Source organism: Streptomyces sp. BK340 (genome assembly GCF_007827595.1).
In the GTDB taxonomy this organism is placed as follows: Bacteria; Actinomycetota; Actinomycetes; order Streptomycetales; family Streptomycetaceae; genus Streptomyces.
In genome coordinates, this window is the sequence record NZ_VISR01000012.1 from 189,283 (window position 1) to 208,720 (window position 19,438).

General features: G+C 73.1%; 18 protein-coding genes and 1 riboswitch. Of the genes, 11 read left to right on the forward strand and 7 right to left on the reverse strand.

Annotated features, from left to right (window positions below; genetic code table 11):
- Positions 1–7: 7 nt before the first annotated feature.
- Positions 8–1,957 carry an NlpC/P60 family protein gene (locus FB157_RS48595; protein WP_261386434.1) on the reverse strand — a complete coding sequence of 650 codons (1,950 nt, stop codon included), beginning with the start codon at positions 1,955–1,957 and terminating at the stop codon, positions 8–10.
- A 10-nt stretch (positions 1,958–1,967) separates the two neighbouring features.
- Positions 1,968–2,139: riboswitch (cyclic di-AMP (ydaO/yuaA leader) on the reverse strand.
- A gap of 329 nt (positions 2,140–2,468) precedes the next feature.
- On the opposite strand from FB157_RS48595, the gene FB157_RS22315 reads away from it, so the two are divergent.
- Positions 2,469–4,454, forward strand: coding sequence for a DUF1996 domain-containing protein (locus FB157_RS22315; RefSeq protein WP_145882427.1), 1,986 nt, complete (start codon positions 2,469–2,471; stop codon positions 4,452–4,454).
- A gap of 78 nt (positions 4,455–4,532) precedes the next feature.
- Here the strand turns inward: FB157_RS22315 and FB157_RS22320 are convergent, their stop codons facing one another.
- Both FB157_RS22320 and FB157_RS22325 read right to left on the reverse strand, forming a co-directional pair.
- On the reverse strand, positions 4,533–5,228 hold the full coding sequence (locus FB157_RS22320) for a lipoprotein (RefSeq protein ID WP_145882368.1): 696 nt from the start codon (positions 5,226–5,228) through the stop codon (positions 4,533–4,535).
- A 92-nt stretch (positions 5,229–5,320) separates the two neighbouring features.
- A complete protein-coding gene (locus tag FB157_RS22325; RefSeq protein WP_145882369.1) occupies positions 5,321–5,998 on the reverse strand; it encodes a bifunctional 2-polyprenyl-6-hydroxyphenol methylase/3-demethylubiquinol 3-O-methyltransferase UbiG in 678 nt (225 codons plus the stop codon).
- Between the two features lie 85 nt (positions 5,999–6,083).
- On the opposite strand from FB157_RS22325, the gene FB157_RS22330 reads away from it, so the two are divergent.
- From FB157_RS22330 to FB157_RS22355, 6 genes are all read left to right on the forward strand, one after another.
- A complete protein-coding gene (locus FB157_RS22330; RefSeq protein ID WP_145882370.1) occupies positions 6,084–6,542 on the forward strand; it encodes a flavodoxin family protein in 459 nt (152 codons plus the stop codon).
- Between the two features lie 216 nt (positions 6,543–6,758).
- Complete coding sequence (locus FB157_RS22335; protein WP_145882371.1) at positions 6,759–8,927, forward strand: acetoacetate decarboxylase family protein; 2,169 nt, start codon at positions 6,759–6,761, stop codon at positions 8,925–8,927.
- Positions 8,928–8,959: 32 nt separating this feature from the next.
- Positions 8,960–9,214: a hypothetical protein gene (locus tag FB157_RS22340; RefSeq protein ID WP_145882372.1), complete on the forward strand. Its 255-nt coding sequence runs from the start codon at positions 8,960–8,962 to the stop codon at positions 9,212–9,214.
- 406 nt (positions 9,215–9,620) lie between these two features.
- On the forward strand, positions 9,621–10,874 hold the full coding sequence (locus FB157_RS22345; RefSeq protein ID WP_145882373.1) for a beta-ketoacyl synthase: 1,254 nt from the start codon (positions 9,621–9,623) through the stop codon (positions 10,872–10,874).
- Positions 10,875–10,915: 41 nt separating this feature from the next.
- On the forward strand, positions 10,916–11,860 hold the full coding sequence (locus tag FB157_RS22350) for a fatty acid desaturase (protein ID WP_261386435.1): 945 nt from the start codon (positions 10,916–10,918) through the stop codon (positions 11,858–11,860).
- Positions 11,857–12,162: an acylphosphatase gene (locus FB157_RS22355; RefSeq protein WP_145882374.1), complete on the forward strand. Its 306-nt coding sequence runs from the start codon at positions 11,857–11,859 to the stop codon at positions 12,160–12,162. The genes FB157_RS22350 and FB157_RS22355 overlap by 4 nt, the downstream gene beginning before the upstream one ends.
- Before the next feature lie 50 nt (positions 12,163–12,212).
- Here FB157_RS22355 and FB157_RS22360 read toward each other — a convergent pair whose 3' ends face one another.
- Entirely contained in the window at positions 12,213–12,869 is a 657-nt protein-coding gene (locus FB157_RS22360; RefSeq protein WP_145882375.1) for a GNAT family N-acetyltransferase, read from the reverse strand.
- A gap of 244 nt (positions 12,870–13,113) precedes the next feature.
- Entirely contained in the window at positions 13,114–13,866 is a 753-nt protein-coding gene (locus FB157_RS22365) for an ATP-binding protein (RefSeq protein WP_145882376.1), read from the reverse strand.
- A 316-nt stretch (positions 13,867–14,182) separates the two neighbouring features.
- Between FB157_RS22365 and FB157_RS22370 the strand changes: the two genes are divergently transcribed.
- The 4 genes from FB157_RS22370 to FB157_RS22385 all read left to right on the forward strand — a co-directional run bounded on the left by FB157_RS22370 (position 14,183) and on the right by FB157_RS22385 (position 16,997).
- Positions 14,183–15,058, forward strand: a complete 876-nt coding sequence (locus tag FB157_RS22370; protein WP_145882377.1) for a helix-turn-helix transcriptional regulator — start codon at positions 14,183–14,185, stop codon at positions 15,056–15,058.
- 26 nt (positions 15,059–15,084) lie between these two features.
- A complete protein-coding gene (locus FB157_RS22375) occupies positions 15,085–15,297 on the forward strand; it encodes a DUF397 domain-containing protein (protein WP_145882429.1) in 213 nt (70 codons plus the stop codon).
- A gap of 70 nt (positions 15,298–15,367) precedes the next feature.
- A complete protein-coding gene (locus FB157_RS22380) occupies positions 15,368–16,183 on the forward strand; it encodes an SAM-dependent methyltransferase (protein WP_145882378.1) in 816 nt (271 codons plus the stop codon).
- Positions 16,184–16,496: 313 nt separating this feature from the next.
- The gene (locus FB157_RS22385; protein WP_145882379.1) at positions 16,497–16,997 is read left to right on the forward strand and encodes a hypothetical protein; all 501 of its coding nucleotides are present in this window, start codon (positions 16,497–16,499) and stop codon (positions 16,995–16,997) included.
- A 65-nt stretch (positions 16,998–17,062) separates the two neighbouring features.
- On the opposite strand, the gene FB157_RS22390 is transcribed toward FB157_RS22385, so the two are convergent.
- Entirely contained in the window at positions 17,063–18,127 is a 1,065-nt protein-coding gene (locus FB157_RS22390; protein WP_145882380.1) for a glycerophosphodiester phosphodiesterase family protein, read from the reverse strand.
- A 125-nt stretch (positions 18,128–18,252) separates the two neighbouring features.
- Positions 18,253–19,407, reverse strand: coding sequence for a PP2C family protein-serine/threonine phosphatase (locus tag FB157_RS22395; protein ID WP_145882381.1), 1,155 nt, complete (start codon positions 19,405–19,407; stop codon positions 18,253–18,255).
- Positions 19,408–19,438: the final 31 nt, after the last annotated feature.

A 19,438-nucleotide genomic window follows, 5' to 3' on the forward strand; every position in this document is an offset into this window, starting at 1 on the left:
CGCGGCGTCACGCCGGCCGGATCACCCGGTGGATCGCCGCCTCCCCGGCGCCGTAGATCGACTCCTCGCGGATGTACGACCCCGGGCCCGGCGCATGGATCATCATGCCGTCGCCGGTGTGCAGGCCCACATGCCGGTCGTCGTCGAAGAAGAGGACGAGGTCACCGGGTTCGAGACCGGCCAGCGTGACCGGCGTGCCCCCGAGCGCCTGCTGGTGCGCGGCCCGCGGCAGTGTGACCCCGGCCGTCTTCCATGCCGCCTGGGTGAGGCTGGAGCAGTCGTACGAGTCCGGCCCCGTCGCACCCCATACACACGGCTTCCCGACCTGCGCCCGAGCGAAGGCGATGGCCTTCTCGGCGCGTAGGGCGCGGGGCGACTGCGGGGTGGGGGTGACGGGCGCGTACGAGCCGGTGTCGGTCGTGGTGGAAACGGTCGTGGCGGAAACGGTGGTGACGGGCGCGGCGAAGGAGCCGGTGCCGGCCGGGAAGGGGACGACTGGGGCAGGGGCAGGGGCAGGGGCAGGGGCGGGGACTGGGGGTGGGGTGAACGTGGGGGTGCCGGCGGTTACGGGCGCGGTGAAGGCCCCGGTGTCGGTGGGGAGGGGTGCGGCGAAGGCGCCGGTGTCGGCCGGAAGGGGCGCCGCGAAGGATCCGGTGTCGGTGGGGAGGGGGAAGGTGAAGGCGCCGGTGTCGGTGGGAAGCGGTGCGGTGAAGGATCCGGTGTCGGTGGGGAGGGGTGCGGCGAAGGCGCCGGTGTCGGCCGGAAGCGGTGCGGTGAAGGCCCCGGTGTCGGTGGGGAGGGGTGCGGCGAAGGCGCCGGTGTCGGCCGGAAGCGGTGCGGCGAAGGCGCCGGTGTCGGTCGGGAGGGGGAAGGTGAAGGCGCCGGTGTCGGCCGGAAGGGGCGCCGCGAAGGACCCGGTGTCGGCCGGAAGGGGCGCCGCGAAGGACCCGGTGTCGGGCTGAAGGCCTGCGGGCAGTGGCGTGGCGAAGGAGCCCGTGTCGGTCAGAGGGGCTGTCGCGGCCGGGCGGTCGTAGGGCTCGGTGCCGGCGGGAAGCGCGGCCGCGCCGAGCGAGCCGGCCGCATCCTGTGCCGGGAACACACCGGGTGCCGCCCACTGCGGTGCGCGCCACTGGTCCCCGGCCGGCTGCGGCGCCTGGCCCCCCGCGGCGCCCAGGGCGTCCGGCGTGGCGGCCGTGGCGGCCAGGGTGTTGCCGCGGGACAACACGTCCCGGGCCGCGGCGAGTTTGCGCCGGTTCTCCGCCTTGGACGCCGCCGGGGCGGGTCGCCGGGACCCCGCGGCGGGGGCGGGCAGTGCCCGGGGCTCCTGCTGCGGGGCCGCGGGGGCGGCGGGGAGAGGCAGTGCGGCCGGCTGCGCCGAGGTACGGCCCGCCGGTTCCAGCATGGCCCGGCTCGGCGGCTCGGCAGCGGCTCGGCCGGGGAGTTCCAGCGCGGTGCGGTCGCCCGCTGCTTCCATGACCCGGCTGGTCAGTTCGGGAACTGCGCGGCTCGTCAGTTCGGGGACGGGCCGAGCGGTCAGCTCGGCCACGGCCCCACTCGGCAGCTCCGGCAGCGCACGGGCACCCGTCAGCCCCGAAGGTCCGGCGGGCAGCTCCGGCAGACCGCGTCCCGGTGCCTCCCGGTCACCACCGGGGCGATCGCCGCCACCGCGGTCCGAGGAGCGGTCCGGGGCGGCCCGCCGGTCGGGCATCCGGTCCGCCGGCAGGACCGCGGGTACGGAGGGGCCGAGCTTGGCCCGCGCCCCTTCGAACCACTCCCTGGCCACCTCGTCGAGCGCCGGATCCGAGCGCCGGTCCGGCCGCTTGGCCAGCGGAACACCACGAGTCCGTGTCGCCCCCGCCATGGCCCGTGTCGCGTTGAAGTTCCCCGTATCGACCTCGGCACGGTCGTAGAGGGAGTTGATCCGCTGCCGGACCTCGTCGCGGCTGTCCGTCGCCATGAAGGGACGCACTCCTTCCGTGCTCCGCCTACCGAGTCAGCTGTCGGGTTCGGGCGGTCGGTTCCGGAAGGCGTGCCCTACGGCCTTCGCCTGCAAGGGCGTTGGCCGATTCACCCCGAAGTCGGTCGGGTCCCCGGCTCCGGTCGCACTCCACGGTGCACCGGATTCGGCGGAGGCCACGCGGCCCGGCGCGGTTCGCCGGGGGAGCCGTGCGGCCTGGTCGTCAACCTAGCCAATTTGTGTGGCCCGTGTGAAGGTTGAAGTGCGTAATGTCCGATACAGATATGTGATGTTCGTCTTGGCATTCGAGATGAGGCACCCTCGGGTGGCGCGGTGCCTATGAGATTCTGATGAATTCTCGGGACGCCTGAACACTCGGGCGCTCGGATCCGTATGGGGCGGGGGATTTCCATGCGAGCCGCTCGACAGACTCAGAGGTACTTCCGTGGGACGCAACACGCGCAGACGCCCGACCCGTGCACGACGCGCGACCTTCGCAGCGGTCGCCCTGATGCTGGGCGGAGGCGGGCTCGTCGCGGCGAATGTCTACGCCTCGGCCACCGAGGGCACATGGGGCGGTGGCGGCACCGACGCGACCGGACAGGTCCGCTCCGCGGGCATGGCCACGATCGACTGCCCGGACGTCGGCAGCCGCCTGACGACGGTGCCGGACGACGCACGTGAGGCCGTCGACCGCGAACTCGCCCAGCTGGACCAGCAGACAGCGGCCGCGTACCAGCAACTTCAGGCGTCGGCCGAGTCCGTGCGCCAGGACCCCACGGCCGCGGACGAGCCCATCATGAACCCGCTGAAGGAGAAGCGGTCGGCCACGATCGAGCGGATCGCCGTCGCCATCGACCAGGCGGGTGACCGGCCGGAAGGACTGGAGTCCCTGGCCGCCTGCACCCTGCGCCCCGCCCAGGACGGCGCGGGCGGCGACACCGGCAACGCCGGCCAGGGCAGCGCCGCCCCGAGCGACGGAGCCCAGCAGGGCTCCGGCCAGGGCCAGAACGGCGCCGGCCAGGGCGGCAACGGTCCCGTCGCCTCCGACTACGCGGACATCACCTCCGTACAGCCGAACGTGCCTAACCCGCCCCAGCAGGACGACGCCTCGCGCGGCACGTTCACCTCCGAGTGCGGTGTCAACGCAGGCGGCTTGTTCAACTCGGACAACGTGATCGTGGCACCCGGCGTCTCCAACGGCGCCCACCACTTCCACGACTACATCGGCAACCAGTCCAACAACGCCTTCGCCAGCGACGACGTCCTGGCCAACGCCCAGACCAGCTGCGTGGACCAGGGCGACAAGTCCACGTACTACTGGCCGGTGCTGCGGCTGCAGAACGGCAAGCAGGAACGGGACGCCGGCGCCCCGGGCGGCGGCACGGAGGGCAACGCGGGCCAGATCGTCACGGCCAAGCAGGTGACGCTGACCTTCGTGGGCAGCCCGCGCGGCAAGGTCACGGAGATGCCACGCCTGCTGCGCATCATCACCGGCGACGCCAAGGCCTTCGTCAACGGCCCCACCAACGCCAACGCCTCCTGGAGCTGCACCGGTTTCGAGGACCGGCAGCTGAAGGACAAGTACCCGCTGTGTCCGTCCGGCAGCGACGTGGTGCGCACCTTCCGCTTCCAGAGCTGCTGGGACGGCCGCAACATCGACAGCGCCAACCACCGCACCCACGTGGCCTTCGCCGGCCCCGACGGTGCCTGTCCCGAGGGTTTCCGGGCGATCCCGCAGCTGGTCCAGCGCATCGTCTACGACGTCGCCGCGCCGAGCCTGGACGACGGCGGGCGGACGGTGCCGCTCTTCGCGGTGGACTCCTTCCCCGAGCAGCTGCACAAGCCGGTCACCGACCACGGCGACTTCATCAACGTCTTCGACGAGGACCTGATGCGCGAGATGGTCGACTGCATCAACTCCGGCCGGACCTGCGGACCCCGCGGCGGTGACGACTCCGGTGCCACCACGGCCCCGAGCCCGAGCGACGACAACGGTGCGTCGGACGCCCCGGGCACGGGCACCGGCGGAGCCACGGCCGACCCCGCCACGAGCGCCCCGGCCGAGCCCGCCCCGGCCTCCTCCGAAGCGACGCAGGAGCCCAGGACCGACGCGACGACCTCGCCGGCGAACACCACCAAGCACGACAAGCCCGCCAAGCACGACAGCCAGTCCTCCCAGCAGGACGGCCGCACCAAGCAGGACAGCGAGGGCGGGCAGACCGCTCCCGCGAAGGCCGACAAGGCTTCCCCGGCCGCGCCGTCCCACTCGGGCGCCGGCGAGGTCGGCCAGGCCACCCGGACCCCTGCCGGCGGTCAGGCCGCCAAGTCCCCGGCCGCGCAGGAGCAGCCCCCCGCCGACCGGACGGAACCCCAGGCGGTCCAGGGCGGCGGCCTCGCCGAGACCGGCGCACACCTGTGGCCCGCAGCCATCGGCATGTTGCTCGCCCTGTCCGGCCTCGTCATGCTGCTCCGGGCCAAGCGCCTGCGGTACTGACCGCACGGAACGGCGGAACGGCGGCCCCACCCTCCAGCGGTGCGGCCGCCGTTCCGTCGTTCGGAGCCGCGGTGCTCGTCAGCGGACGCGCAGGGTCTGCTTCGCGAGTTCGTAGGCGGGCACCATGGCGTTGTGCTCCTCGGTGTCCATCCCGCCGAGGTGCAGCACGACCGGGCCGTCGGGCGTGGAGACCGCCAGGGCGCTCTCCTTCTTCGTCTCTTCCAGCAGCTTGCTCGTGTAGAGGTACTCCACCTCCACGCCGGACAGACCGTTGGCCGTCCTGAAGGAGCGGTACTTCTCCTTGCTGGTGCTGTCCTCGGCGGCGACGAACTGCCGCAGGACGGTGCGTGCGTCGGCGTCGCCGGGCTCGCCGGTCCACACCCGCAGGAAGCCGATCCTGCCGGCGGGCTTGGCGTCGATCTCACAGGCGGTGGTGACCGGGCCCTGGCGGAGGAAGGCGTCGGCGACCGCTCCGCCGAGGTCGCCGTCCGACCCCTTCGACGCCTTCGACAGTTCCTTCTCGGCGTCGATCCCCTTGGGCTTCCAGCTCTTGGCGATGTCGAAGCTGACGGGCAGTTCGCAGGCCGAACCGGCGGCGCCGACGGTGCCGCCGCGCGCCGCGACGGCACTCTCGGCCCCCGCGCTCCCGGCGGCCGACGGGCTCCCCGTCGCCTTCGCCTCCCCGTCCGGCGATTGGGAGCAACCTCCCAGTACCGCCGCCAGCACCACCGCCTGGACCACCCTGCCCCGCACGGACCCAACCCTGACCTGCACTGTCGTTTCCCCTCCTGTTGAGCGCCGCCACTGTAACCGAGGGCATCGGCACAGCCGTACGCATCAGGAGGGGGCAGGTGAAGGGAGCGTGCTCAGTGCCTGTCGCGCCTGCAGTGCAGGAACAGATGCGGCTCGGGTACGGCGTCGGGACGGGCCGGGGAGAACGTGGCGTGCTCCTCGGACAGGACCGTCAGGCCCGCCCCGGTCACCAGCCGCGTGAAGTCCCCGGCGGCGAAGCTCGTCACCCGCACCGGCTGCCCCATGAACACCGCATCGACGGCCTCGACGTCGAGGGGCACGGTGGCCAGCACCGCGAGCCCGCCGGGCCGCAGGGCACGCGCCATGCGGCACACGACGGCGGACTGCTCGGCGCGGGACATCTGCAGCAGCGAGAAGTACCCGCACACCGCGTCGAACGAGCCCTCCGCGAGCGGCAGTTCACGGATGTCGGCCAGCCGGAACTCGGCCTCGGGCACCTGCCGGGCGGCGATGTCGACCATCACCGGGGACACGTCGACGCCCAGCACGCTGTGCCCCGCCTCGGCGAGGGTCTGCGCGGTCGGCCGTCCCGTCCCGCTGCCCACGTCCAGCACCCGGCTGCCCGGATCCAGCCGGTCCAGCAGCCACCGCAGCGAGGCGCGGTGCGCCTCGGACGACACGAACGCCTTCTCGTAGTCCAGACCCAGTGCGTCGAACACCACGGCTGCCGGCGCCCGCTGCTCGTCCTCGCCCAAGACCGCTCCTCCCGTGTCCCGCCAGGTGCCCGGCATCGTCGCACTCCCGTCCCACCGCCCACAATGCCGCGCGCCGGGTGCCGTTTGCGGACCGCGGCGCCCGCAGGGCAGGGTTCGGCACGTGCCTACCTTGCTGATCGTCCATCACACGCCCTCGCCCAACTGCCAGGCCATGTTCGAGGCCGTCGTCTCCGGCGCGACCACGCCGGAGATCGAGGGCGTCCGCGTCGTACGGCGGGCCGCCCTCTCCGCCACCGCCTCCGACGTCCTGGAGGCCGACGGCTACCTCCTCGGCACCCCGGCGAACCTCGGCTACATGTCCGGCGCCCTCAAGCACTTCTTCGACCAGGTCTACTACCCCTGCCTGGACGAGACCCGGGGCCGGCCCTTCGGCTACTACGTGCACGGCGGCAACGACGTCACCGGCGCCGTCCGCGCCATCGAGGCCCTCACCACCGGCCTCGGCTGGCGCCGCGCCACCGAGGCGGTGACCGTCACCGGCGAACCCGGCAAGGGCGATGTGCAGGCCTGCTGGGAGCTGGGCGCCACGGTCGCCGCCGGGCTCATGGCCGGGGCCTGACCGGGGAGTCGTCGGGGAGCGGGTCAGTAGGCCGTTCGGGTGTCGGACGGACGTGGCCGCGGCGCCCCTCGCGCGCGGGACCGGAGCCGGCACACATCCTCTACCTGGGTGGACGAAGGTGCGGGCGCGGTGCCGCTGGCCGACGATGAGGAGGGAGGCCGCGTCCCCGAGGGGCGGTCGTGCCCGTCGAACGTCGTCGAGCCGAGGGAGCGTCGCATGGGAGCGGACGGCCACATACGCGGACGGACCGCCCCGGACGAGCAGGACGCCGAGGAGTCGCTGCGCCGGTGCGCACGGGACGTGGTGGACGTCGCCGAAGGCATCCGCGAGGTGTCCACACGCACCCGCACCGCGCTGTTCGCGCCTGCCCTCACCGCTTCCGCGCGCCGCCGTCCCCGTACCGGTCTCGCCGCCCGGTGGGCGCTGCTGCGTGCCCTGACGAACAGGGACGGCCTCGGCGGCGCCGCGATCACGGAACCGAAGGGCATGGGACGTGTGCTCGGCGCGGCCGGCGAGGTGCTCGGCCGGGAGAGCCTGGCCGCGCTGGTGGCCGTCACCTCCCTGCGTCTGAGGATCGCCGCCGTGCTGTTCGACCGCCCCGAGTACGCACGCGACCCGGGCATGCGCCGGCTGACGACCGCGGTCACCGCCGACCGCGACCTGGAGGCGGTACGGGCCCTGCGCGCCCTGTTCAGGGACCAGGGAGCCCAGCGTGCCCTGTCCGGCCTTGTGCCGCTGACGGCCGAACTCCGCGCCGTCCGCGCCCTGCTGGACGAGGACCCGGAGAACGACGAGACCGGCTGGGCGCTCACAGCCGGTGCCGGCCGGTCCGCCGGTCCGGTGCACGGCGGCAGCGCCGCCCGTCCGGCGGGCACGGATCAGGGCGGGGGAGCGGCCGAGGCCGTCGATCTCTCCGGCCAGGAGCGGCAGACCATAGCCACCGAAGGCTCCCTCCTCGGCTTCCTGCGCAACATCGAGGTGGTGTCCGCGGGCGGGCGGATCCTGGTGCAGAACGTGCGCGGTCCCGACGGCGTCGTCCGGTACGTCGTCCAGGCGCCCGGTACGACGCCCGGACGCCCCCGCAACGACTCCCCGCAGGACTTCGTGGGCCCCTGGCGCAGCCTCTTCCCGGCCGAATCACCCCACACCAGCTCGATCCTGCTCGCGCTCGCGGACCACGGCATCCCCCGCGGCGCCGACCTCGCCCTGATCGGACACGGCGAGGGCGGGATCGCGCTGATGAACCTCGCTCAGGACGAGGAGTTCTGCCGCGCCTACCGGGTCACCCATGTGATCGCGGTGGGTTCCCCGGTCCACAACAGGAGGCCCGCCGACCCGCGCACCTGGGTCGCAGCCATCACCAACCAGCACGACCTCGTGCCCGTCCTCGCCGGCCGGGACGCCCGCTCCGCCTTCGACCCGCACCCCAACCGGTACGAGGCCGACTACGCCGGACCCACGCGCGAGTTCCCGCTGTGCCACATGCTCCGCGAGTACACCGAGCACCTGCGGACCGTCATCCCCGAGGTCCGCAAGGACGTCGACGAGGCGCTCGCCCCCTACCGCGGCCCCGTGGTGCGCACCCAGGCCTACCGGCTCAAGGACCGTGCCCGGCCGCCCGAGGGCTACCCCTTCCTCACCGTCCCCACCACCCCGCTCCCCACCACGACCGGCCCCGTCGACGTCCCGGTGCGCTACTACGACTCCTCAGCCGCCCACCTCTGCTTCGCCGTCGACGCCGCGGCCGCGCGCGGCCTGCTGCCCGACGTCACCTGGATGGTGCCGAGCAGGCTGGGCCGACGGGCGCTCGCGGTGCTGTCCCTGTACGAGCACCGCTGCTCCACGATCGGCCCGTACGCCGAGATCGCCCTGTCGGTGCTGGTGGACGACCTGTGGCGGCCGCGCCCCTACGACATCGCCGCCGACCTGCTGCGCCGCGTCGACCTGCGCCGCACCGGCCGTTACGTCCTCTCCCTCGCCGTCAGCAGCGAGGAGGCACGCGTCGTCTCCCGGCAGATCTGGGGCCAGCCCGCGGTGCGCATGGCCGCCGAAGCCGATCTGATGAGCCGCCACCTCGGCCTCACCGCACCGGGACTCGGGCTCGCCGTCAAGGGACGCCTCGGCCGGGGCCTGCGCTGCCCCGAGGCCGACTGGACCCTCTACGGCAGGCGCGGCGAGAGCACCGTGCGCACCCTGGTCCGGACCCACGGACGGCTGCGGCTGCACACCGGGACCGGGGTACGGCTGCGCCTTGGCACCGCCGCGGCCGAACCCATGGCCGGGCAGCTGCGCCGGCTCGGCATCGATACGGCCCTCCCGCACTTCGTGCTGTCCTGCCCGCAGTTCGTCTTCCACCGCAGCGCCGGCGCCGTCCTGCCGCGCTGACCCCGCACGCACACCCGTCAGTGGGAGCCACCATGGTCACCGAGTCCCTCCGCGCCCTGCCGTCGACCGACGAACTCCTCGACCAGGCGATCGGGTTGCGCGCCGACGCCGACCTGATGGACGGCTACGCCCGGCGACTGCTCGCCACCGCGGCCGAGCTGTCCGCCTGCTCGGCGGCACCCGAGTGGAGCCGCCCCGCCCTGGAACGTCAGGCGGCCGCCTGCGGCACGGCGGCGGAACAACTGCGCACCGCAGCCGCGGCGTTGCTCGCCCACTCGCGGGCCTGAGCCGGCCCGCTCGGAGCGCGGCGAAGCAGCGCCCCTCGGTTCGGGACGGGCCGCAGCTGCTCATCCACCCGGAGACCGGCCTGCCGCGCCACGACGCCTCGCACGACCACCCACCGGGTCGCCTCCGGAAGCCGCGCCGAGCAGCCGGCGGATGAGCCACCGCCCCCGCCCGCAGCCCCAGCGTCCCCGGTCCGCACCGCTCCCGCCGTCCCGCAGGCCGACTCGCCCCGCCCGCCGGACGACCTGGAGACCGCCCTCGCCGACCCCTGTTCGAGCGCGGTGCGGACGTTCGGAGTGACCGTTCGTCAGCGACGTTCGCACATCCGGGTGGTAGCGGCCGCCGTCCTGGGCCGAACGAGTTGTCGTAGCCCGGAACAGCCGCTTTCGGACCGGATAATCACGCCTCATGCAGCTTGTGAAAGCACGCGTCCCGGCACGGCGCGCCCCCGTGGCCGTCACCGGACTGGGACTGGTCACACCGGCCGGTATCGGCCGCGACGAGGCGTGGGCGGGCCTGTGCGCCGGACAGTCCACCGCGACCGCCGACCCCGGTCTCGACGGGCTGCCCGTGGCCTTCTCCTGCCGGGTGCCCGACCTCGACACGGCCGGACTGCTCGGGCACCGGCTCAGCCGCCGCCTGGACCGCTTCACCACCTTCGCGCTGCTCGCCGCCCGAGAGGCCGTCGCCGACGCCCGGCTCACCCCCCACGGCTGGGACGGGGCCCGCGTCGGCGTCGTGATGGGGGTCGGGACCGGGTCCATGCAGGGCTGGCAGGCCGAGTTCGACCGCCTCGCCCACAGCACCCCGGAGCGCGTCTCGCCGCTCGCGCTGCCGCGCAGCGTGCCGAACATGGCCGCCGCCGAGATCGCCCTCGACCTCGGTGCGCAGGGCCCGAACATGGTCGTGAGCACCGCCTGCGCCTCCGGCACCAGTGCGCTCGGCCTGGCCCGCGACTGGCTGCTGTCCGGTGCCTGTGACCTCGTCCTCGCCGGGGGCAGCGAGTCTGCCCGGCTGCGCATGACCGCGGCCTGCTTCGCCCAGATGCGCGCCCTGTCCCGCCGCGCCGAGTGCCCGCACGAGGCCTCCCGGCCGTTCGACCGCGACCGCGACGGATTCGTGCTCGGCGAGGGCGCCGCCGTGCTCGTCCTGGAACGCGTGGAGGACGCCCGCGCCCGCAGCGCCCGGCCCGCGGCCCTGCTCTCCGGGTTCGGCGCCTCCTGCGACGCCCACCACTTCACCGCCCCGCACCCGGACGGCGAGGGCGCCGCCCGCGCCATCCGGGGCGCCCTCGCCGACGCCGGCCTGGCCCCGGAGGACGTCGACCACGTCAACGCGCACGGCACCTCCACCCCGCAGGGCGACACGGCCGAGCACAACGCGCTGTACCAGGTCTTCCGCCGGCCCCCGCCCGTCACCGCAGTCAAGGGCACCATCGGGCACGCCATCGGCGGCGCCGGAGCCATCGAGGCGGCCTGCACCGTCCTCACCCTGCGCCACCAGCTGATCCCGCCCACCGCCAACCTGGACACCCTCGACCCGGCGATGGACCTGGACGTCGTCACCAAGGCGCCCCGCCCGCAGCGGATACGAGCCGCCGTCAGCAACTCCTTCGGCTTCGGCGGCCAGAACGCCGTGCTCGCCTTCACCGCTGTCGACTGACGGCCACTGCGCACCTGCCCCCGAGCCGAAAGGTCCCCCTGTTGTCGGAGTTCTCGGAACCCACCCCGCTGGCCGGCAGAGCGCGGTCCTGGCCCAGCGGCGAGCAGCTCATGATCGGCGTGTTCGTCGCCGTACCGTTCCTGGCGCTCCTCGCCGCCGTGCCGCTGGCCTGGCGGCACGGTCTGAGCCCCACGGACGCGGTGCTCGCCGTCGTCTTCTACCTCGTCAGCGGACTCGGCATCACCGTCGGCTTCCACCGGCACTTCACCCACGGTTCCTTCAAGGCCAGGCGGCCGCTCAGGATCGCCCTCGCGCTGGCCGGCAGCCTCGCCGTACAGGGCCCGCTGCTCACCTGGGTGGCCGACCACCGCAAGCACCATCGCTTCTCCGACCGCGACGGGGACCCGCACTCGCCCTGGCGGTACGGCCGCTCACCGCGCGCCCTGGCCAAGGGCATGTTCTACGCCCACCTGGGCTGGCTCTTCGAGACCGCGCACGCCTCGCCCCGCACCTACGCACCCGACCTGGTCCGCGACCGCGCGCTGATGCTCATCTCCAAGCGCTTCGGACTCGTGGTCCTGGCCTCCGTCACGCTCCCCGCGATGCTCGGCGCGGCGCTGACCCGGTCCTGGCAGGGGGCGCTCAGCGCGTTCTTCTGGGCCGGGCTGGTCCGGATCTGCCTCGTCCACCACGTCACCTGGTCCATCAACTCCATCTGCCACGCGAGCGGTTCGCAGCCCTTCCGCAGCCGGGACCGCTCGGGCAACGTGTGGTGGCTGGCCCCGCTGTCCTTCGGCGAGTCCTGGCACAACCTCCACCACGCCGACCCCACCAGCGCCCGGCACGGCGTGCTCACCGGCCAGCTCGACGCCAGCGCCCGGCTGATCCGCTGGCTCGAGCGACTCGGCTGGGCCTACGACGTCCGCTGGCCGGAACGGCACCGCATCACCGCCCGCCGACGGGAGAACGGGAGCCCACAGAAATGACCGTACGGCAGCACGTGCACGTCAGCGGCCGCGTCCAGGGCGTGTTCTACCGCGACACGTGTCGTCGGTTCGCCGAGGAACGGGGCGTGGCCGGCTGGGTGCGCAACCTCCACAACGGCGACGTGGAAGCCGTCTTCGAAGGGCGGCCCGACGACGTCGCCGAGATGGCCGGCTGGGCGGCCCAGGGCCCACCGGCGGCCCTGGTGATCCACTGCACGGGAGTGGCCGAGGAGCCCGAGGGCCTGTCCGGGTTCCGTGTCCTGCCCGACGCACCTCCGGGCGACGATGCCCGCGCCGGGTAGCCCCGTCACCAGGGGCCGGCGAGCGGCAGGGTGCAGGCACTCCCGGCCGGTCAGGCGCAGCGCGTGGCCGTCGGAGTGTCGTGGCGGACCCAGACGGACTCGATCACGCGCCCGTCCGGCAGGGTGTGCCGTGGCGGGCCCTCGTCCGGCACGAAGCCCGCCCGGGCCAGGGCCCGGCGGCTCGCGGTGTTCCCGGTCTCCGCGCCCGCCCGGGCCCGGGTCATGCCGAAGTGCGTGTGGGCGAGCAGCGCCCCGGCCCGGAACAACTCCGCGCCCAGGCCCTGCCCGCGGCAGCGCGGCGCCAGCCAGCCGCCCACCTCGCCCGTGTGGTGCTCCAGTTGCAGTCCTCCGGCATAGCTGAGGTCGGCCCTGCGCACACAGACCAGGAACACCGGGATGCCGGGGTCGGGGGTGAAGGGCTTGGCCAGCAGGCGGGGGACGCGGCGGCCGTCGTCGCCGGCGGGCCGCCACTCCAGCAGGGCGCGCCGGGTGCCGGGGTCGGGAGCGATCCGGTCGGCATGGTTGCCGAGCCACCGCTGGGCCTCGGCGTCCGCGCTGGCGGCGAGCGCCGCGGCCACGTCCAGGTGCGTCCGGGGCGTGAACAGCAACAGCCGCTCGGTGGCCAGGACGTGCCGGCCGGACTCGCACCGCCCGGGCACGGGGAGCCGGGACACGGCCCGGCTTCGGCGGACGAGCGACCAGACCATGGAACCCCCCGGCGGAACCGCTGCGTGGCGGACGGTCCGGGTCCCTCACGGGAAGCCGGGCCCGCCGACGGATGCGAACGGCTCGCATCGGGGTGAATCTACCGAGGAAACGGGTGGGGGTGGTTGCCTACGGCCGACGGCCCACGCCCGAGGGCCTGCGGATTCTTACGGCTGATGGCGTTCGGCCGGTCCGTCCGGACCCGGTTTCGGGCGGGTCCGGGTCCAGGAGGGGTCGGCGGACGGTTCAGGGACAGGGGTCGGCTGGTGCATGGGGCGGGGTTCCTTCGGACGAGTGGGGGGTGGTCCGGGGGAGGGGTTCGGGCGGTGTGGGGCCGGCCGGGGGTTCGGGCGTGGTCTTCAGGTCGGCCCAGACGATGCGCGCGGGCCGGTCGGGCGCGAGCGTCACGCCCCAGTCGGCGCTCAGCGCATCGACCAGCAGGAGCCCGCGTCCGTTCTGCTCGTCGGGGCCGGACCGCCGCTGGACGGGGCGGGCGGGGCCCCGGTTCTGGTCCTCGACCTCGAGACGGACCCGGTCCGCGGTGCTGCGCACCCGGCACACGATCCTTTCGCCGGCCGCGTGCACCAGCGCGTTGGTGACCAGTTCCGAGGCGACGAGGACCGCGTCTTCCCGGCCGGGTCCGGCGACGCCCCAGGCGGTCAGCAGATCGCGCAGCACGCGGCGGGCCGTGCCGACCGCCGACGGCAGGGCCGGCAGTTCGAAGGCGGCCGTGGGTCCGGGAGCCACGGCCCCGGAGGCGAGCGGGTCGGGGCCCTCGGGCCCAGGGAGTCGACCCGGGTGCTCGCCTCCGGGTGGTCTTGGGGCGCCGTCGGCCTCCGCGGGCCGGGGTGCGGGCTCCATGGCGTCGGGTATGCGGAGCGGAAGGCCGATCGGGGGCAGCCGCAGCGGGGGCGGACTCGCGGCCGGCGTGCCGGTGACCGGGACGTGGTGCTCGGACAGCCGGTGGAGCGGTTGGGGGAGGGAGGAGGGCGGAGCCATCGCCGTACGCCTTTCGTCCGGCCTCGTGTCGGGGGACGGTGTCGGAGAGCCGGCCGCCCAGGGGCCGGACGACGCGCACCGCCTCCCATGAGGCCGTGGTGCAGCCCGGTCTCCCCCGACTGGACTGCGTCGCCCGCTCCTTCGGTCAGCCGGAGCAGTGAGTCCACTGTGTCATCTGTCAACAACCGCTCGCAACACGCAAGTTGAAAATTGCAAGTAGCCAAGTGCATGCTGCTTCAGGCAAGAAATGATCGAAAGGGTTCGTGAGAGCGATCGAGTGAGACGGTGACCCTGAAACCCGGGTGAGGGGGTGGGCGTGACCGCGGAGACCGACTGGGGCGGTGCCCCTTCCGTGCTGCGCATGATCCTCGGCAGACAGCTGGAGGAACTGCGGACCCGGGCCGGCCTGACCTACGAGCAGGCGGGCGCGGCCATCGGCGTCAGCCACTCCACCATCCGCCGCATGGAGGCCGCCAGGGTCGCCCGGCTGCGCCTCGCGGACGCCGAGAAACTCCTCCAGGTGTACGGCGTGACGGACCGGCAGGAGATCGACACCTTCCTGCAGTCGGTGCGGGAGGCCAACAAGCGGGGCTGGTGGCACACCTACCGCGACGTCATGCCCGACTGGTTCGCCGCATACCTCAGCCTGGAGCAGGCGGCACTGCAGATCCGGGCCTACGAGAACCAGTTCGTGCACGGCCTGCTGCAGACCGAGGACTACGCGCGCGCCCTGCTCGGCGCCGGCAATCCGCACGCCCCGGCCGAGGCCACCGAACGCCGGGTCGCGCTGCGCATGCGCCGGCAGGAACTGCTGGCCCGGGAGGGGCCGCCGCGACTGTGGGTCGTCATGGACGAGACCGTGCTGCGCTGGCCGGTCGGCGGCCCGGAGGTGATGCGCGCCCAGATCGACCATCTCATCGAGGTCAACCGGCTGCCCCATGTCACCCTGCAGCTCATGCCGTTCGCCAACGGCCCGCACCCGGCGATGCGGGCGGGCGCGTACCACCTCTTCCGGTTCCGGGCCCGTGAACTGCCCGACATCGTCTACCTCAACGGCCTGGTCGGGGCGGTCTACCTCGACAAGGGCGGTGACGTCGTGGTGTACCGCGAGGCCCTGGACCGACTGGGTGCCCAGGCGGCGCCCGCCAGGAAGACCGAGACCGTGCTCGGCGCGATTCGCAAGGAGCTGTAACCGTGCACCCTCCCGTACACAACGGCATGCCGGCCCGGCAGCTGGGCGCCCGCGACTGGGCCAAGCCGTGGAGCGACGACGCCGGCGGCGCCTGCGTGGAAGTGAAGAGGCTCGCCGACGGACGTGTCGCCGTACGCCAGTCCACCGACCCCGACGGTCCGGCGCTGGTGTTCACCTCCGACGAGATGGCGAGGTTCGTGACCGGGGTGAAGGAGGGGGACGCCGACTTCCTGCTGTGACCGTGCCTGTTGTGGCGCACCCTTTCTGACGCGAGTCCGACACCCCCCGACCCGAATGGGAGACACGGCGTTGCCCGACAACGGATGGCCGGCCGACCGCATCGACACCGAGAACGCCCACTCCGCCCGCATCTACGACTACATCCTCGGCGGAAAGGACTACTACCCGGCCGACCAGGAGGCCGGCGACGCCATGTCCCGGGAGTGGCCCGCCCTCCCGGTCCACATGCGCGCCAACCGCGACTTCATGAACCGTGCCGTGCGCTGGCTCGCCGAGGAGGCGGGCATGCGCCAGTTCCTGGACATCGGCACCGGCATCCCCACCTCGCCCAACCTGCACGAGATCGCCCAGGCGGTGGCTCCCGGATCCCGGGTCGTCTACGTCGACAACGACCCGATCGTCCTCACCCTCTCGCAGGGCCTGCTGGCCAGCGCGCCCGAGGGCCGGACCTCGTACATCGAGGCCGACTTCCGTGACCCGGCCGCCATTCTGCAGGCCCCGGAACTGCGTGAGACCCTCGACCTGGACGAGCCTGTCGCCCTCACCGTCATCGCGATCGTCCACTTCATGCTGGACGAGCACGACGCGGTCGGCGTCGTCCGCCGCCTGCTGGAGCCGCTGCCGGCGGGCAGCTACCTGGCGATGTCCATCGGCACCGCGGAGTTCGCGCCCGACGAGGTGGGCCGGGTCGCCCGCGAGTACGCGGCCCGCGACATGCCGATGCGGCTGCGCACCATCGACGAGGCCCACGAGTTCTTCGAGGGCCTGGACCTGGTCGAACCCGGCATCGTCCAGGTCCACAAGTGGCACCCCGACGGCACCGGCGTCAAGCACGTCCGGGACGAGGACATAGCGATGTACGGCGCGGTCGCACGCAAGCCGTGAAGACCCGGGCCGGGGTCCGACCCACCTCCCGGACCCCGGCCCGCTCACCCTCACCGACGACGACCCGTTCGGCCCTGGAACACCTCGCCCGGCCGGTCGAAGAGCGGAATTCGCCGGTGACCTGAACGAATCTGGCCAAAAGACGGGGAAAGCGGTCCGGAATTCAGCACAACCTTTGCCGACGTGTCAGGCGCCGGGAAATGCGGGGAAGGAAGTTCTGGAGAAGCGGAACCGGGCGGAGGGAAATGCGGTCTTAAGGTCCGTCGACGGCCGGGATCGGGCCGGTCGCGAAGAAACCGGGGGAACGAGAAAAATGTCCGTGAGCCGCCGCAAGACCCTCCTGACCGCAGTCGCCCTCACCGCCGGGCTCTCCCTGGCAGCCGTGACGCCCGCCCTGGCCGGCTCCGGCGCGAGCCACGCCCCGCGTGCCGCCGCCGTGTCCTCCGCCCAGGGCGACCCGCGCAACGTCACCCAGCACGTGGCCGACTTCTACGGCGCCTACATCGACTCCGTCTGGGCCACCGAGGACCCGGCGGCCGGCACCTCCGCCAAGGCGCTGCGCGCCTTCTACCTCTCCTCCGCCGCCCAGAAGAAGGTCGCCGCGTACGAGAGGAAGAACCACGCCGACGGCATCCTGTTCGCGCAGAACGTGCCGGTGAAGTGGAAGGTCGCCTACACCGGCTCCGGCGCGGGCCACGCCACCAGCAGGGTCACCCTCACCTGGGGCGACGGTCCCCACGCCGAGGTCACCAGGATCGACGTCCGGTCCGACCTGACGACCCTGAAGATCACCGACCTCAAGCCGGCCCGCTGACCGGCTGCCGGGCGCAGTCCCGCCCCGCCCCCACTCGGGGCGGGGCTCGCGGCTTTCCGGGCCGGTCAGGACCGGCCGTGCGGGTGGTACGGGCGGGGCAGTCGCATCCCGCGGCCGGCCATGATATGCCGTACGTGGTCGGGGTGGTCGGTGATGATCCCGTCGACGCCGAAGTCCATCAGCGCCTCCACCGTCGCCGGGTCGTCGCAGGTCCAGGGGACCACCTTCAGGCCGCGGGCGTGCGCCTCGGCGCCCATCGCCGCATCCGAGTAGAAGCGGAAGCCGGGGTCGCCGGCCTTCCCGTGCTGCGGGAAACCGTAGTTGGGGGAGAGGGTCGTGACCCCGGGGACGGTGGCGGCGGCCTTCACGAAGTCACCGCCGTAGTCGTCGGCGTCGATTCCGCCGAGCCACGGGGACGCGCCCGGCCGGCCCACCTGCAGGAAGTCGTAGTTCGTCAGCGCCACCAGCGGCCGGCGCGGCGCCAGTCGGTGCATCAGCTTCAGCGCGCCCCAGTCGAACGACTGGATGGTGACCTGCCGCTCGATGCCGGAGCGGTGGAGCTCCTCGTACACCCGGCGGACGAACACCTCGCGCGGCGCGGTCTGTTCGGGCGCGCCCGCCTCCACCTTGGTCTCGACGTTCAGCTTGACCTGCCTGGCGTGGTAGCTCTCGACCAGGTCCAGGACGTCCTTCAGCTCCACCATCCGGAAGCCCTTGACGACCTCCTGCTCGGGGAAGCCGGGCAGCTGCTGGTAGCCGCAGTCGAGCGTCTTGATCTGGGCGAGCGTCAGGTCCTTGATGTACTTGCCCACATACGGGTACAGCGGGTCGCCGGGTGTGACCGGGCCCGTGTCGCGGCACTTGACGCCGCTGATCTGCCGGTCGTGGTTGACGACCACCCTCAGGTCCTTGGTGACGTGGGTGTCCAGCTCCAGCGTGGAGACCCCAAGCCGCATCGCCTTGCCGAAGCCCTCCAGCGACTCCTCGGTCGTCATACCGAGACCGCCGCGGTGGGCCTGGAGGTCGAAGCGGGCCTGCGGCGGGTCGGCCTGGGCCGCCTGCGCGGCGGTGGCGGGGAACGCGAGAGCCGGCAGCAGGGCGAGGCCGGCGAGCAGGTGTCGTACGGACATCGGAACTCCCTGTTCTCGGGGGCCCGGGATTCTCGCAACGACCGGCCGGGGCGGACCACCTCCGGAACCGAACATCGGCGCAAAGGCTGTTGAACGTGTGCACAGGAGCGGAGCGACAAAGGCTCCTAGGCGTCATGGGTCAGCAGCCGTGCGCCTTCGCGTCCGTGGTGACGGCGGCGGTCGACGGGCGTGCGGTGCAGGGCTATGAGGGCGGCGTCGTCGTCCAGCCGGCCGCCCACGTGGGCGAGCAGGTCGCGCCGCACATGGTGCATCAGCGCCTCCGGACTGTCGTCCGTCCAGCGCGCCACCCGCTCCGCCAGCGGATAGAACCGGCCCTGCGCGTCCCGGGCCTCCACCACACCGTCGGTGTACAGCAGCAGCGTGTCACCGGGCTCGAAGGAGAACACGTCCAGCGTGTGATCGGTGTTCCCGTGCACGCCGAGAGGCGGCGACGGGTGCAGGCTCGGGACCGTGACCGCGTGCCCCGGGCTCAGCAGCAGCGGCGGGGGATGGCCGCAGCTGGTCATCAGGGTGACCTGATCCTCGTCCGGGATGTCCACCAGCAGGGCGGTGGCGAAGCGCTCGCCCGCCTCCTCCTCCGTCTCGAGCTCGGTGGCGTAGCGGCTGATGCTCTGGTCGAGACCGGCCGCCAGGTCCGCCAGCGCGACGTTGCGGTGCGCGCTCTCCCGGAACGCGCCGAGCAGCAGTGCCGCCTCCCCGATGGCCGGCAGCCCCTTGCCCCGTACGTCGCCGATCAGCACCCGCACCGCGCCTTCGGAGCGGGTCACCGCGTACAGGTCGCCGCCGATCTGTGCCTCGTCCTCGGCGGCCAGGTAAAGGGAGGCGATCCGCAGCGGGCCGATGTGCTCGGGCAACGGCCACATCAGCACATGCTGTGCGGCCTCGGCGACCGTGCGTACCTGAGCCAGCTGGGCCTGGCGGCGCTCACGTACCGCGCTGTAGACCACACACATCACCGAGAGCACGGCTAGGGTGACGAGCTGCACGATGTGGTTCGAGGTGGCGATCCCCCCGTGGAGGAAGGCGATCAGCGTCTGGGCGGCCAGCGCGAGCGCCCCCACGAACGCCGTGGTCCGGGGCCCGGCGAACGACGGTGTGAGCGCCGGGGCGATGACCAGGGCCGGGCCCAGATGGATGCTCTCGGGGGAGCGGAGGTCCACCACGGTGATCACCACGATGAGCAGGATGGGGAGCAGCAGCAGCGCATGCGCCGACTGCCACGACTGCTGCGCACCCGCGCCCCTCTGCCGGAGCCTCATGCCTACCAGCGTGCTCCCGGACGAGCTGTAC